The sequence below is a fragment of the Arthrobacter stackebrandtii genome, assembly GCF_017876675.1.
GTDB classification, from domain to species: domain Bacteria; phylum Actinomycetota; class Actinomycetes; order Actinomycetales; family Micrococcaceae; genus Specibacter; species Specibacter stackebrandtii.
The window spans coordinates 382376-397325 of the sequence record NZ_JAGIOI010000001.1 but is presented as its reverse complement, the minus strand read 5'-3'; the positions used below and the strand labels follow the sequence as shown (position 1 = coordinate 397325).

Here is a 14950-nt window from a genome sequence, read left to right as displayed (position 1 = left end):
AAGCGGCATCAAATCCGGGACGGTTCACAAGGAGCGCTCCGTGGCTGCCCCAACTACGAGAATCGTCCCTTCGAGTCGCCATCCAACAAAAGACGTACGGAGTAACTAAGATCCTTTGTGCCCGGAACGAGGAGACGAGGAGTAATCCGAAGTCCGGTGAGGCAAACTGCCAAACAGACCCAGCACCCCACTACTTTCGCAATAGCAGCTCCAGTTTCATCGAGGAGTGGTGCAAGTAGGAAAATCAACAAAATATTTATAGCTAATCCACCAACTTGGGCAGCCGTCATTACCCAGCCCTTTCCGAATGCCGCCAATAGATTAGACGCAACGCCGCCAACTGACAGTGCAAGGGTCGCCCCAAGACATAACAAAGCGATCGGAACAGCAGGGAGGAATTCCGGACCAAACAGGAAGGGTATAAATAGTGGGCTTGCTATCCCAATGGTTAGTGCCGACGCAAACCCGATCACTACGCTCGCACGTAGTGCAGCGGGAGCCAAGCCGCCTGTTGATAGATCAGGATTAGATGCGGCTGATTTGAAGATGGCTCCGCTCACAGCCTGAGTGAGCGCCAAGGGTAGAGACGCAACAGTAAATGCCACCGAGTAGATCCCCGTCCCATAAGGGCCAATGATACCAAGCAGTAGAATAGAATCGACTCTTTGGGAAGCAGCCTCGGCAATCTGACTACCCGAATAAGAAAACCCCTCTCGGATCAGAGGAAGGATGGAAACACGATTCTCTCCGGAATATTCGAATGGAACAATCAATAGGCCAACGATAAATGCTGCCAGCGAGGAACCCAATTGAGCCCATATCACAATTTCAACGGTAACATTGCTGGTGATCCAAGCAAGAATGATAAGAATAATGCTAACAAGTGGTTGCACAATATTGAGTGTCGAGTAGCCACCAAATCGCTGCTGTGCGATCAATACATTAGAATCCAATATCCAAGAAACGGCCAACGGGCTGCAAGTCATTGCTATGACGAACGCGAATGCTGCCTGTGTATTCAAGTCGGCGAGTACGCTCTTCGACAGCACAAGGCCTATAGCCCAGGACGGCAAAATGAGCACTAACAGAAGGAGACGTGACCTGTTCAGGATACCACTGACTCCATGGCGGGCCACATGTCGTCTAACAGCCATCGGATATCCGAAACTAATAATAAGCGGTACTATGATTAGCGCTGCAAGTGCCGCCGCGGTTAGACCGCGACCAGACGGACCAAGACTTCGTGCAATAATGGGAGCGCTTGCCAACGATAGTCCCATAGCGCATAACCTACTAAAGGTCATTAGCGATGGGGACTTCCACAGTTTAGTCAATATAGATGGTAATCGAATACTCACCGAATTAATAGCCGATAACAACGCGCAGAATTAATGCTGTACATTCTTATTTTACCGATCTTTCAATTAACTCCACTGTGTTACTCCAAGAGAGTTTATCTAAGTGCTCTGCTTGGAGTCGCAACAAATTAGGGTCAGCGAGACGAGCAGCTCGCACTGTGTTAGCAATATCATTCGATTGAACATCCGACGGACGTAAACCATCCCCCCACGTTTGGAGATAGTTCGTTAGTTTTGGAGTCTGACACAGGCCAACGGAAGGAATACCATAAGCCATCGCAGTTATATTGCCATGTAGACTCGATCCGACAAAGATATCAGAAGTACCAATCGCATCGGCGACATCCCAAATGTGTTCAACGCTAACAAGCTCTACATTGACTTGATGATCCCTCATTGTGTCCGCTATCTTTCGCAGGGCCCTGTCATCAGAATGATCGCCGGCGAGGCCAATTGGCACTAATCTAATTTTCGAAAATTCTGACGATAAACTAACCAATTGACTAATGAGGTACCGTTCATTGCTTCGATACCACGGGTCAGAACACTGAAACGTCATAACCCCACTTTCGCGAACTGATTCCACCGGGTGTATTCGATTCAGTATTGCAACACTATCCGGAACCAGTTTTGGATCGAGCCCATACTCGCTAAGCAGTGAAGCGCCAATGCTATCTCGCACAGATAGATGTGTCGACCTTGCGAGAGCTTGAATCGCAATCCCTCGTCGTTCAGGGGAAAGTTCGCTAATGGAGGATGCGCCGATCGCATTGGCAAGTAGTGGTGAACTTTGGAATTCATTGCCAGATGGCAGATACGGAAGCTTGGTAGTTCCACGCTTGGCCCTTCGACTCAGAAAATCTAAGGTCTCCGGGGGCAGAATCCTACGTCCAATAGAGACGATTCTGTCAAATGGTCTAGGCAGAGTCGAAGCCAGAGCCTGGCTCCAGTTAGCTCCAAGGATTTCGCCACCGCCCAAAACCAGCGCGGAAATATTCTCGGGTTCTACTTCACCAAGTGAGACAACGTTGTGCCCACCGGCGCTCCTCAAATCCGCTGACTGTGTTGAGGCATGCACCATCCTCGGAGTCCCCAGACTGTTGCCGACGTGGTCAAGTACAACCGGGAATAGAAGGTCTCCATAGTTGAACCTATCGTACGCGCCTAATGATACTACAGATGAAGAAATCAATATAGTCTTCTTTCGATATAGGATGGGAGCTGCTGAGCTGCAGACACTTCATTTCAAAATCTAGCGCCCTCGAAAATAGTGTTCGGGATGAAAATTCCCAGTTATTCCGTCAATTGTTCCGACCAGCCTTGTGCCGGCTGTTTCGAAGTGGCCTCTTAGCAGATCACGCACAATTTGGGCACAGACATATACCAAAGATGAGATGAACTTTGGAGCGTCTCTTCTAATTATCCAAGTTCTGACGCGATTTCTTGACATGAAATAATTTGGCGTTGTGTTGGTGGACTGGTACGCAATCGCGTCGTCAACGCAGACAATTTGCCCTTGTTCGGATAGCCGGAGAGATAGTTCGACATCTTCCCAGTAGAGAAAGAAAGAATCATTAAAAATGGGTTTGACGAGTGCCCCTGTTCTTACCAAGTGGCATGCCCCATCCAACCAGCCTATTCTGCTATCACTATCCACATGATCATTATGTCGTGCACCGCCGGTTGTTGTGATCCGACCGCCATGTGACCAGATCTTGTCCTCCTCAAGGAGGGCAAGTGTGGGACCTATCTGTAGTACAGGACTCTCCGGCGGTCCCAGGTCGATCGAGAAAAGTTTGTTGATGGTGTCGCTGCTCATTCTCACTTCGTGAGTCAGGAAAAGAGTCCATTCGGTCTTCTCGCGTAATTTCTTGAAAGCATAGTTCATTCCGGCTGCGTATCCCAGATTGCTATCCGAATGGACAAAGCGGATTCTTGCGTCCGAGATACTCATATTTGAAATCACGTCATCGTTGGAGTCATTATCCAGGATAATTATTTCAACTGGCGGATGTGACTGATTCAACAGATCCTGTATCGTCGAGATAAACTCAGTGCCTCTTCGAAAATACAGAATGCAAGCGGAATAGTCGGGTGGAGAACTAGGATCCTCATGAGGTAGATTGATAATATCACTCGAGTGCATCTGGCTGCATCACTTTCTGACAACGTGAAGGGCACCTTGTGTGCTCAGTTATTCTCACTGAATTAATAGATGAATTTTAGTCTTGGCATGATGGTTCTCTTCCCTGAGTGATCTCGATAAATATTACATCAATAGTGCTGAATGCAAATCGAACAACACGGTACCTGTATTTGCGGTGGCCGAATATTTGTTTCAGTTAAGGAAACCTGAGAATAGAATTGAGAAACTCGACCAGATTTGCAGATTATCGTTTTTGAAACCCGGAACGTGTTGTTTCACTATATTCTTTTGATGAAGCATGATCTAGTGCTTTCCCAATCATCCTTCATACATCAAGTCATGCCATGAACGGTCGACCTGATCTCGATATCTAGAAAATGTGGCTAGTGCCTGATACTGACTACTCATGACTAACTTAATATGGGCGACGACTTGCTCTGGAGGTGAATCGGCTGGGTAGACAGCACCATCAACATGGCCAAAGATTAGTTTCGTAAAAGAGTTTTCCGGAGAAACCACTGGGCGACCCCGCTCTAGAGCTCTAATGGCAATTCCACTTTGGAAGTAGTTCTTATATGGTATGAGTACAATAGCTGCTGCATCAATCCTTTGGTCTAGTTCGTTCTCAGACAGGTAACGACTATCGATCTCCCAACCGGTAATTGTGTCGGGCCAACCACGACCGAAGATTCGTGGACGTAAGCCAAGGTTTTTCAATTGAGGACCGATCGCTGACAATAGATTGAGATCTCGCTCTGGTTTGAATTGTCCTGCCACGATGATGTCCTGAGCGCCAACCGAAGAAGTTTTCATTTCTGACAATACTGGATGTAATGCCATTTCAATTTTCATACGAGGAAACAATTTTGCCAGTTCTGATTCCGCGTCCGGTGAATGAACCAGGAGCCGTGGTGACTTACTGGAATTGATCCGATGCGCAATCATTTCACTTACGCAATCAAATCCTATCTGTTTCCTTATTGGAACTGGATCATGATAGATTATTGAATGCCGGTTGTTGGAGCTTGTCTTCCACAACAATGGTTCTAATAGACCCATACTAGGCCACAGCTGAATTGTTGGAATGTTTAGCGCCCGTCTGGCTCTCGAATTACGAACCACATTGTATAACTTGTGAGCCGCACCTAAACGACCCGTAATATTCTCCACCGGGTGATTAGCAGAAATTTTTGTGACCACGCTTACGCGGTCAAGAGTTTCTATCAGTTCTGTTTGATAGTGTCTCAGCGCTTCTGGAAGCGGATTGTTTAACCCTACTGACAAGTGAGGACTCCTTCTTGTGGGGCAGAAATACCGATATTTTGAGGAAAATCACTGGACTGGCGTCACACATGAAATTAGCCACTGATTAATAAATAGGTGGGCAGTCTTTTCGACTGGCTACAGGGCACCACTAAGTTTATGAATGATGATTATTGACCGGATTGCTTTTCAGATGGAGCGGATAATCATTATCCGTCATTGTATATCCGTAGTCTCTCCACTTCTGAGAAGATTCTTGAACTTTTGCCGAAAGATTCTATTAAGCATTTTCAGACCAGTTGAAAGTCCACGCCTATATCGACGGATGTAAGACTTGGTTTTACCGTGTACGCTGGTGTCTTGATACAGATTTCTAAGTTGCAAGACGCTATCAGATGGGAAAAGTGCGTTATAGAGTAGCCTTGGTTTATTTCGCCAAGGTGCCGTTAGAAAGTGATTAATTCGTTTCTCGGCGTCACTAGCGTCGCTGGATAACAAATCCCAGTTGGCTGACGTGGAAGGCCAATGACGTGTTTCGGCTTCGCCCATTATTGCAATAAGGAACGGTTTTAGTGCGGCAATGCAATTCGTTTCTACGGCCAGATTCATTATTTCATCGATATTATGTGTCCTGCGCTCCGTTAGACTTTGATACTCGGTACTCGACCGAGCCATATGAAGGTTTCGAAGCGCGTTGAGGGCCAATATTACTACTGATCCACTTATTGATGGTACGGGTATAGATTGGCCTGCGATCAAAATACTTGATCTTTCGGCCCAAAATTTCTCGAAGCAGGTTTCCGATGACTTTTCCATCCCGGGTATGTGGTGATGAACATCAATATCACAAGGCCATTCCTTGTGATAGAGAGTTGTCGCATGAGGTGGGAAAGGCGATCCACTGGGATCCGTCGGCCGTCGTTGCCATCCAAGGTCTTGCAGTCGGCTCATAAACGTGTCTTCATCGGTCGGATCAACCCAAATGTCGGCGTCAGTGGATTGATGGGTAGCCCGCAGTCCTTGCAGACTAGCCCCAGGCCCTTTTATCAAGAGAGCTCGGGTACCGGTCACCTCTGATAAATATGCCAACTGTGCGTGTATGAGTAGTACTGCCTCTTGAAGAGAGAGGTTAGTCGATTCATGTCTATGATTACTTGGCGGGACAGCCTGTGGATCTACGACTGTTGCAGGATCATCATCGAATCGAATAATTGGTGCGGCGGGTGTCAGCATTTGACGAAGTGTAAGGCTTTGGGTGAATTCAATAATCTGGGTATAAGCGTTGCCAAAATCGATATCGTATGCGGTTGTCACGAATTCCGCCAATGACACAGGGGTCATTCCATTGTTCAACTTCTGCCAAATAAGTGCAGCGCTTTCTTGGAGAACTATCGGTTGACTTTCGTCCATCTTGAGCACAGCGTAGCGAAGGGGAGTACTCGATTGAACCTGAGCGACGTTCTTGCTTCGTTGCCATATAAGGCTAACTGCCGCATCTTCCTCGGAGTTCATGTTGGCTTTCACCCTTAATGTTGACAACAGTTGTTGGTTTTCTCGGAGATTGACCAGGTTGCCTGTGTCAGTCCAATTATTTTCGTCATGGTTTCGGTATTCAATCGTTCTTCAAACTTAGCCTGCACATCGGGTGCTAGTAGGCACCGTCTACCTTTATGACGGCTCGCAGAGTCTTCAAAAGGATGACAATGTCGCCAGCGAAGGACCAGTTTTCGACGTAGTAAAGGTCCAGACGGACCGTGTCTTTCCATGACAAGTTTGAACGTCCGCTGACTTGCCAGAGCCCGGTGATGCCGGGTTTGACGAGGAATCGGCGGTGCACGTGCCGTTCATACTCCGCAGCCTCGGTTTCAAGTGGAGGGCGGGGACCCACCAAGCTCATGTTTCCGAGTAGGACATTGAATAACTGGGGAAGTTCGTCGAGGCTGTAGCGGCGCATCCACTTGCCGGCGCGGGTGACGCGGGGGTCGTCCTTCATTTTGAACATTACGCCGTTGCCGTCGGTCTGATCTGTCAACTCGGACACCATACTCTCCGCATTGACGACCATGGACCGGAATTTATACATGCCGAACCGTTCGCCTTGGAGCCCGATTCGCTGCTGCTTGAAAAAGATTGGCCCACCGTCTTGCTTGACGAAAGAAGCGAGAATCACTAGCAGTGGGGACAAAGCAATGAGTAAACAAGCCGAAGCAACAATGTCGAATACTCGCTTGGCAAAGATGGCGCCTGAACTGAACTGCGGAGTGGAAACATGCACCATTGGAAGTCCAGAAACAGGCTGCACGTGCAAACGCGGACCGGCAACGTCAGTCAACGCCGGCGTCATTATGAGTCTGATACGGCGATCAGCTAAAGCCCAGCTGAGATCCCGGATCTCATGGGGGGACATCGTGACGCCAGAGGACAAGGCAACTGTATCTGCGTTGTAGCGGGATATGGACCCAAGAATGTCATCGACTTTGTTGCCTGTACCAGCCAATGGCACACCAACCTCGTGCGACAAAGTACCGTGCTGACCTGAGATCCCTGGGAGATGGGCCGCAACAGGAAGGAAACCGGCGTGTGGCTGACGGTTGAGGGATTGGACCAGGTGAGCGGCGGCAGAAGTGCCCGCCAAAACCAGCACGCGAGCATTCGAGAGGCCTGCGAGGCGCTGCCGGTGCAATACCTGGCGAAGGATCCAGCGGGTGAGGAGGATGCCTAAACTTCCGAGTGGCAGCGCCAATAGAACGTAGCCCCGGGCCATGTCCAAGCCGAAGGCGTAGGAGATGATGGCGAGCGTGCCGAACAGCCACGTTGTCGCTGTGAGAACGAGCTTGAACTCATCCGTTCCGGTGCCGATGACCTTGATCTTCCGGCTGTCCCAGGCGCCCAACATGATGTACCAGGCAAAGCCCAGCAGGACGCCACAAAGCCAATAAGAGATGGTGAGCGAACCGATGGTGAGGTCAGACTTTTCAAAACCGAAGCGCACCAGTTGCGCTGCTGCAAGGGCAACAACAATGATCAGCGCATCGGCCCAACGCAGTTGGGTGATGTATCGGTGGCGCCAGTTTGACCGGCCAGCTGCCAATGGCTTGCCGATGCCCAGCCGACCGTGGCTGTATGAGCCAGCTGGCTCCGCCTGCACTTCCAATTCGTACCCCCAAATTACGATGAACCAATTAAGGAAATCCAGGTTGTCCGATAGCCCATTTTTGGGCGCGACAAACCGTGGGCCATTCCTGTCATTGGTTGAGCGACCCTAGATAGCTCCTCGAGGAGAATATCCAATAAAGTCGTTTTCAGCAAATTTTCCAGAATTTCCCGAATAAAATGGATTGTGGGGGAGGCCGGCAGGGTGACTGCAAAGTCGTTTAGGTGGTAGTGAGTCCGGCGAGTTTGAGGGCGCGGTGAGGGTAGTTGCGTGCGCCGCGGGTGGCTTTGGCGATGTTCGTTTCTCCTTCCAGGCGCAGGATGGTGATGGCGATGTTCCTCAGGGAGGCCATCACCCGTGGTGCGTTTCCCCGCCTCACCTGGCTCTCGTCCTCCCGCCAGGTCACGTCGCGGCGCCAGTGCAGACCGTTCTCAATTCCCCAGTGGCCGCGGATCAGGGACCCGATGAGTTCCGGTTTCCCTTGTGCCGGTGTCAGTGACGTGACGATGTAGACGGTCTCAGTCGACCATTCTCGGGTCCCGAGCGGCCTGGACTTACGGGTGATCTGTGCGGCCTGGGTGGCGTGGGGGAAGTTGATGCCATCGGCGAGACTGACGCACTTGATGGTGCGTTCGATCTCGCGGCCATTGGCGCTTTCGTGGGTCTTGTTTCCGGCACGGACACGGTTCCATGGCAGGCTGCGCAGCTGGTCATGAAGTTTGGGCTGGTTGGCCTTGACGGTAAAGACGAAGTGGGCTTCCCGGGAGTGCAGGTAGTCGGCATGCTCGCGCTGCGTATGCAAGGCGTCTGCGGATATGACAACGCCCTTCAGGTCTTTGATCCCTTCCAGCAGTGGCTTGAAGTAGGTGATCTCGTTGTGCTTCTCAGACACGTTCTCCTGCACCAGCACGGCCCCTGTGGCCTGATCGATGCCGGCGAGCAGGTGGACCCGTGCACCGCCGCCGTTCTTCGCTCCGCGGACTTCCTTCCCATCGATGGCGATCGCCGCCACGCCTGTCATTTCCTGGGCCCATGTCCCTGCCAGCCGGTCCAGGGCGTCGGCGTCCAGGCGTTGGAGGACCCGGGCCAGCGTGGTCGCGTGCGGGGCGCCGATGCCCAAGGCGGCGAGCTGGTCCCGGGCCGTGTCGGCCGCCCACTCGGCCAGCTCCACCAGCGAGGTTGCACCAGCCAATACGGAGCAGACCATGATGACCAACAGGTGCGCGAACCGGTGTCGCACCCCGCGCTTTCTGCGGGGGTCCTTGAGTTCGGACAGAGCAATCAGCACCTTGCCCGGGTCAATCTCCACCGGCCCGACCGTGGCGAATTCGTCAATGAACGAGGCAAGGTGAGACGATGGCATGCGAGAACTCCTGGCAATACAGCGGATTAGACACCTACTGGATTAACAGGGGTTCTCACTTTTTGACATCCCGGCCGTGTTTGTCTCACATATTAAGACGCCGGCCACTCAGAAAAGACTTTGCAGTCGCCCTGGGGAGGCCGGGCAGTCACCGGACGCCAGAGCGGTCGAGCTGTAAATCGGATGGCGCGGACAGCTCTGCATTCAACGGAGGCGTACCTGCAGTCATGCGGCCCGTGTATGCCGCAACGAAGAGACAGTAAGCAGCGGCGCCGATGGCCGCACCCAGGGTGTTGGCTACGACGTCCAACCCTGAGGCGTAGCGTGCAGGGAGGAATAGCGCCTGGCTCAGTTCAATGAGGCTGGATGCAAACGCGCCGGCGAGTGCACCTAAAAGCACGTTTTTGAAATATGCGGCGGCGATGATGCCCATGGGAATGAACATGGCCACATTGGCGGAGAATTCCACTTGGTTGTAGCCGATAGCTTGCGGCAAGCCGTGCTGATGGAGCCACTCCAGTGTTGCTTTGAGGCCCCCGGCTGCCGGCCGGTCCACGGGAGTTGGCCAGAAGACAATGGCAATTACGGCAACCCCGTATATTGCAGCCAAAATAAGGGCCGTGCGATGGTGCGCCTTGATGACATACCCCAGTCTTGTGGATGGCCTCTGCTGGTGACACTGCCGAACCGAAGGAGGGCCGGCAGCCCGTTCAGTTTACGACAACGGGGGACCTGTCAGACTGCAGGACGACGTATCTCAGTTCAGCAATGCGAAGTAAACGACAATGCATACGATGACAAATAGGCCGCCGACGCCAGTCGCTTTCAAGCGGCGCACGCGCTTCTCGTGCTTATCCCGGTATTCCAAGCTCATGTCTGATTCCCCTGTCCGAATGACACACCCAGGAAACCCAGCATATGTGACGGAGTGAGAAACCTCACGCATTTCCCGTGCAACTCTGCAATTCATGGGCAGGAGATGGAACTACCCCTGCTGGTAAACATCGGGGATGCCGTCTCCGTCGTCGTCGCGTGATTCGATCTCGGCGAGCTTTCTGTAGTGGCGATTTCGGATCCGCAGGACAACCGTTGCCAGTAGCGCCGCAACCAAGGACCCGGCGAGAATGGCGACCTTTGCGTGGCTGTAGTGCGGCGAATCATCCCCGAAACTCAGTTCGCTAATCAGCAGGGAGACGGTGAAGCCCACGCCCGCTAATAGTGCGAGCCCGACAACATCAATCCAGGCGAGGCCGTCGTCGAGGGTGGCCTTGGTGGTTTTGGTGACAATCCACGTGGCACCTAAAACACCAAGGAATTTGCCAACGATCAAGGCACCGACGATGCCGATGGCGACTGAATCCGTGAACGCCGACTTCAAACCGGCAACGCCGCCAAGGGCCACCCCGGCGGAGAAGAAGGCGAAAAGTGGCACCGCGAATCCGGCCGAGACAGGGCGGAACACGTGCTCGAAGTGCTCGGCGAGGCCAGGACCGGCGTCAGGTCCGCCACGTTTGGCGGAGCGAATGACGGGCACTGCGAAGCCAAGCAGTACCCCGGCAACGGTTGCGTGGACGCCGGACGCGTGGACGAGCGCCCAGGTGGCAACGGCCAGGGGAATGAGCAGGTACCAAGAGCTGATGCGTTTTTGCACCAGCCAGGTAAACGCAACCAGCGGCAGGATAGCGAGGGCAAGGAAGCCGAAGTTCATCTCACCGGGGTAGAAGACGGCGATGATGGCGATGGCGATGAGGTCATCGACCACGGCAAGGGTCAGCAGGAATGTCCGCAGTGCCGTGGGCAAATGGGTGCTGATGACGGCCAGCACCGCAAGCGCGAAGGCGATGTCGGTGGCGGTGGGGATTGCCCAGCCCCTCAAAACCTCAGGACCTGCCGTCCAGTTCACTGCCACGAAAAACAGTGCTGGCAGGATGACGCCTCCAACAGCGGCGGTTATGGGGACGATGGCTCGTGCCGGGTTGCGAAGGTCGCCAGCAACAAACTCGCGCTTTAGTTCCAGGCCTGCCACGAAGAAGAAGATGGCGAGCAGGCCGTCTGAGGCCCAACTGCCCAGGCTCAAGTTCAGGTGCAGCGACTCGGGGCCAATCTTGAAGTCGCGCAGATTGAAGTAGCTCTCTGCAATGGGGGAGTTGGCCCAGACCAGCGCAACAACAGTTGCGGCGAGAAGCAGGGCGCCGCCGACGGTTTCCGAGCGGAGAATGTTGTTGATGCGGACGAACTCTGAATAGCTTCCGCGGCTGAAGACGCGGGGCTTGGATATTGCGTTCATGGGCGGGCACGCCCTTTCGTTGGTGCAAAGCGCCGACGTGATCCGTGCGGCCTTTGGGGTTGGCAAGACTGTTGCCGACCAGACTTCCCGGCGCACCTGCGTTCAAGTTTACATCCCGCCGGGCGGCAGGAATGCTGTGACCATGAATCTAGTTGCCGTCTGCCAGAGTCATGGTTGCCGCCGCCCCGGAGTTCAGCGGGCTGCACGCCTGGCATTTTTGGCAGACGGCCGGCGATGGGGCGGGTGACGTTTTGTGCTCGAATCTCTGCAATCCGAAGAATTAGTGTTGACACTTTTTCACCGTTTCAATCAATATCTGAAAATCACAATTTCTTTTTGTGGCTTTGAAAATGGCCCCAATGAAGGTGACTTTCCTATGTTTTTGGGATTAGGTGGTTATACCTGCCTACTGGGGGCATGAAACTTAACCAAAGGACTGGGTTCATGAAAAAGGTAACGAAGGCCGCGATCGCGGCCGGTGCAGCAACAGCGTTAATGCTTGGGGGAGCCGGTACGCTTGCTCTTTGGCAAGACAGCGAGGACATCTCAGCGGGAACCGTGACATCGGGCCACCTGACAATGGATACGGCAGCCGCGGGAGCCTGGACCGACACCAGCAGCGGCGCCGCCACCACGGATTTCGATCCCACGACGGACCACATCGTTCCGGGAGACACTGTTGTTTACAACCAGAACGTGACGATTAGTGCAGACGGCAAGAACCTCCAGGGGGAACTCACCGTCGGATCCTTTGCTGCGGCGATTCCGGCGGAGCTGGCCGGCCAAGTCACCGTGGATGTTGTACCGTCGTCCACGGACTCGGGGCTGACGATTGCGGGCAGCAAGGTCTCCTTTGCCGCGCCCGGCAGCTACAACCTTTCGGTTGCGATCACCGTAGATTTCCTGGAAGGCACCGAGGGGAGCACTCCCGTTGACACCATGGACCAGCCCATTGACTTGACGGCGCTCACGCTGACCCTCAACCAGGTCCGGCCGACTGTACCGTAGGCCGCCGATGCGCAAAGTCCTCGCGACTGCCCTCGTGGCGGCCGTGCTCGTGGTGCTGTTCGCCAGCGCCCAAGGCACGGCCGCACTTTGGCGCGCCGAGGGGACCATCAACGCCGGCGTCGTCACCACTGGCGTATGGGGCCTGCTTGCCAGTAGTGGCGGGGACAAGCCCGTGCCTAACTTTGAGTTCGCGAGCCTGGACACCAGCAACATGGTGCCCGGACAGTTTGTCCAGGCCCCGCTGACCCTCAGCAACGCCAACGCCAAGCCCGTGACATACGACCTGGCGGGGCTTGGCCCCGCGATCGGCGCCGGACAAGGGCCCGACTCGGAATTCGCCCACTCGATTTCGGTGCGGCTGACGAAGATTGCCGATCCCACCGCGTGCCTGGCCCAAGAGACCATTGGCGGCAACCTGGAGTACCAAGGCGGCATTGACAGCGGTGCCACGTTCATCAACGGCCCCCGCACATTGAGCGCTGCAGGGACTGCCGGTGAAGCCGAAATGTTCTGTGTCCGGGTCATGGTCAACGCGAACATGAGCGTCAGTGCTTCCGGGGGCCAAATCCAGCTGGTGCTGAACTTTGCCGGGGCGGAGCAATGACGACGCCTGCCACCGAGCCGGTGACCCGGCGCCAGCTGAACAGAGGCCAGGGAAAACGGCGCAAGCGCCGTCATTCCCGCGTGTGGAACTTGATTGGCCAGGTCCTCTCCTGGTTCGTTTTGATAGCGGTGCTGGCCGTGGCGGCCGTCATGATTGTTGTTCCCAAGGCTGCCGGTGCCACCGCATATACAGTGCTGACCAGTTCCATGGAACCTGGCCTCCCTCCGGGGAGCCTTGCAGTGGTGCGCCCCGTGGACCCGGCCGAGGTTAGAACTGGCGACGTCATCACGTTCCAGTTGAAGTCGGGTGAGCCCGCGGTTGTCACGCACAGGGTGGTGGGTGTGGGGTCAACACTGGACGGCGAGTTGCGACTGACCACCCGGGGTGACGCAAACGGGAGCGATGACGATCCCATCCGCGCGGAGCAGATCCGGGGCCGGCTCTGGTACCAGATGCCGTGGCTGGGATATGTCAACAGCATGTTCAGTGGCCGGGAGCGGCAGGCCGTGACAATCATTGCCGTCACGGGACTGCTGGCATACTCGGCATTCATGTTTGTTGGCGCATACCGGGATGCCCGGGCGGCGAAGAGGAGATGGACATGATTCCCCGAATGATGCCAAGGCAGAGGGTCCGCACGACGGCCGTTGCCGTGGCGCTGGTTGCGGGTGCGGTTCCCCTGGTGGTCGTCCCCGGTGCCGAGGCTGCCGCGCCGGCCAATATTTCATACAGCACGGACGGCGTGCACTATGGCGGAGAGGTTCCCAACCTCTTTTCCGGCTCCCAGAAATTGGCTCCCGGGGAGGGCATCGAAAGGACTTTGTGGGTCCGCAACGGCTACCCCATGACAGTGACAGTTGGCGTGCAGGCAACGACACCTGTTGAGGCCGGCGGGACGGAGTTGGTGGGAAATACGCAGCCGGACGTCACCAGTTTGCAACCGGGCGCCGAGGCCGCGATCAGCGTGGCAGTGCTACTCCCGGAAGAAGCGGGCAACACCTCTCAAGATGGCGGGTGGCCGGTGCGGCTGCAGGTGAAGGTGGGAGAGGCAACGCCGGCAGGGCCAGGCCAGCTGCCGGTGACAGGTGCCCAGAACTGGCTCTGGACGGTGGGCTTGGCGGTCTTGTTGGGTGGCGCCGGGGCGTACATGAGAACAAGTAAGAGGAGGGAATCACCGTGAGGGCTGCCAATGTTGCCGCGGATGCCAGGGGAGGACGCCGCTGGATGCAACGGAAGGCCCTGCTGTCGCTGGGCCTGCTGGCGGGCTTCGGGGCTGTTTCGACGCTTGCGTCGTGGACGGGAGAAGCCACGGCGACGATCCACCTGTCCGCGGCAACCATCTCACTTGGGGTGGGAGAGTCGGGGGCTTCAGTGGGCAAGGAATATGTCCTGCCCATTGACGGGGCGAATTGGTATCCCGGCCTGAGCCAGGCGGCGTTGGTGACCGTGAAGAACTCTGGTTCCACGCCCGTGCCGTATACGATCAGCGGTTCAGTTGTTAACCGCCACACCGGACAGCCGTTCACTTGGCTGCGGGTGACGGTGACCTCCGGCACGACTTCTGAGGGCACCAGCTGTGGCGGTGAAACCCTGCTGGAGAACTCATCGGGACAGTTCCCCGGTGCATCCGCGCCACGGGAGCTGGCCCTGGCAGGGGAGCAGACCGTTTGCGTGCAGTATGTCCTGCCGTTGGAGACACCCGGGACTGTGCAGGGAAACGTTGTAGATGTAAAGCTGATGTTTACCGCCACGGTGGGGGTCTCTTGA

General features: G+C 54.8%; 14 protein-coding genes. 5 read left to right on the top strand and 9 right to left on the bottom strand.

Translation table 11 applies throughout. The annotated features are described in order from the left end of the window. Positions 1-53: 53 nt before the first annotated feature. From JOF48_RS01640 to nhaA, 9 genes are all read right to left on the bottom strand, one after another. The gene (locus tag JOF48_RS01640) at positions 54-1358 is read right to left on the bottom strand and encodes a lipopolysaccharide biosynthesis protein (protein ID WP_342591121.1); all 1305 of its coding nucleotides are present in this window, start codon (positions 1356-1358) and stop codon (positions 54-56) included. 46 nt (positions 1359-1404) lie between these two features. Next, positions 1405-2439, bottom strand: coding sequence for a polysaccharide pyruvyl transferase family protein (locus JOF48_RS20110; RefSeq protein WP_209676695.1), 1035 nt, complete (start codon positions 2437-2439; stop codon positions 1405-1407). 171 nt (positions 2440-2610) lie between these two features. Further along, positions 2611-3504, bottom strand: coding sequence for a glycosyltransferase family 2 protein (locus JOF48_RS01630; RefSeq protein WP_209676693.1), 894 nt, complete (start codon positions 3502-3504; stop codon positions 2611-2613). Between the two features lie 318 nt (positions 3505-3822). Beyond that, positions 3823-4788 carry a hypothetical protein gene (locus tag JOF48_RS01625; protein WP_209676691.1) on the bottom strand — a complete coding sequence of 322 codons (966 nt, stop codon included), beginning with the start codon at positions 4786-4788 and terminating at the stop codon, positions 3823-3825. Positions 4789-4983: 195 nt separating this feature from the next. After that, on the bottom strand, positions 4984-6279 hold the full coding sequence (locus JOF48_RS01620; protein WP_209676689.1) for a nucleotidyltransferase family protein: 1296 nt from the start codon (positions 6277-6279) through the stop codon (positions 4984-4986). 136 nt (positions 6280-6415) lie between these two features. After that, positions 6416-7915 (bottom strand): sugar transferase, encoded by a 1500-nt coding sequence (locus JOF48_RS01615; RefSeq protein ID WP_342591321.1) that lies wholly within the window; start codon positions 7913-7915, stop codon positions 6416-6418. A 226-nt stretch (positions 7916-8141) separates the two neighbouring features. Then, positions 8142-9284, bottom strand: coding sequence for an ISAs1 family transposase (locus tag JOF48_RS01610; protein WP_209676687.1), 1143 nt, complete (start codon positions 9282-9284; stop codon positions 8142-8144). 148 nt (positions 9285-9432) lie between these two features. Continuing rightward, positions 9433-9894, bottom strand: a complete 462-nt coding sequence (locus JOF48_RS01605; protein WP_209676685.1) for a VanZ family protein — start codon at positions 9892-9894, stop codon at positions 9433-9435. 375 nt (positions 9895-10269) lie between these two features. Continuing rightward, the gene (gene nhaA / locus JOF48_RS01600) at positions 10270-11571 is read right to left on the bottom strand and encodes a Na+/H+ antiporter NhaA (RefSeq protein ID WP_209676683.1); all 1302 of its coding nucleotides are present in this window, start codon (positions 11569-11571) and stop codon (positions 10270-10272) included. A gap of 444 nt (positions 11572-12015) precedes the next feature. On the opposite strand from nhaA, the gene JOF48_RS01595 reads away from it, so the two are divergent. The 5 genes from JOF48_RS01595 (at position 12016) to JOF48_RS01575 (ending at position 14950) form a co-directional block, all read left to right on the top strand. Then, positions 12016-12579, top strand: coding sequence for an alternate-type signal peptide domain-containing protein (locus JOF48_RS01595; protein ID WP_209676681.1), 564 nt, complete (start codon positions 12016-12018; stop codon positions 12577-12579). Between the two features lie 7 nt (positions 12580-12586). Next, a complete protein-coding gene (locus tag JOF48_RS01590; protein WP_209676679.1) occupies positions 12587-13183 on the top strand; it encodes a hypothetical protein in 597 nt (198 codons plus the stop codon). A gap of 80 nt (positions 13184-13263) precedes the next feature. Next, complete coding sequence (locus tag JOF48_RS01585) at positions 13264-13788, top strand: signal peptidase I (RefSeq protein WP_209676677.1); 525 nt, start codon at positions 13264-13266, stop codon at positions 13786-13788. Further along, positions 13785-14363 carry an LPXTG cell wall anchor domain-containing protein gene (locus JOF48_RS01580; protein WP_209676675.1) on the top strand — a complete coding sequence of 193 codons (579 nt, stop codon included), beginning with the start codon at positions 13785-13787 and terminating at the stop codon, positions 14361-14363. Before JOF48_RS01585 ends, JOF48_RS01580 begins: the two co-directional genes overlap by 4 nt. Next, on the top strand, positions 14360-14950 hold the full coding sequence (locus tag JOF48_RS01575) for a hypothetical protein (RefSeq protein ID WP_209676673.1): 591 nt from the start codon (positions 14360-14362) through the stop codon (positions 14948-14950). The genes JOF48_RS01580 and JOF48_RS01575 overlap by 4 nt, the downstream gene beginning before the upstream one ends.

Excerpts from the sequence above, each read along its gene's own strand:
- JOF48_RS01590 (WP_209676679.1), top strand. The coding sequence starts at position 12,587 with ATGCGCAAAGTCCTCGCGACTGCCCTCGTGGCGGCCGTGCTCGTGGTG.
- nhaA (WP_209676683.1), bottom strand. The coding sequence starts at position 11,571 with ATGAACGCAATATCCAAGCCCCGCGTCTTCAGCCGCGGAAGCTATTCA.
- JOF48_RS01610 (WP_209676687.1), bottom strand. The coding sequence starts at position 9,284 with ATGCCATCGTCTCACCTTGCCTCGTTCATTGACGAATTCGCCACGGTC.
- JOF48_RS01595 (WP_209676681.1), top strand. The coding sequence starts at position 12,016 with ATGAAAAAGGTAACGAAGGCCGCGATCGCGGCCGGTGCAGCAACAGCG.
- JOF48_RS01620 (WP_209676689.1), bottom strand. The coding sequence starts at position 6,279 with ATGAACTCCGAGGAAGATGCGGCAGTTAGCCTTATATGGCAACGAAGC.
- JOF48_RS01580 (WP_209676675.1), top strand. The coding sequence starts at position 13,785 with ATGATTCCCCGAATGATGCCAAGGCAGAGGGTCCGCACGACGGCCGTT.
- JOF48_RS20110 (WP_209676695.1), bottom strand. The coding sequence starts at position 2,439 with ATGGTGCATGCCTCAACACAGTCAGCGGATTTGAGGAGCGCCGGTGGG.
- JOF48_RS01630 (WP_209676693.1), bottom strand. The coding sequence starts at position 3,504 with ATGCACTCGAGTGATATTATCAATCTACCTCATGAGGATCCTAGTTCT.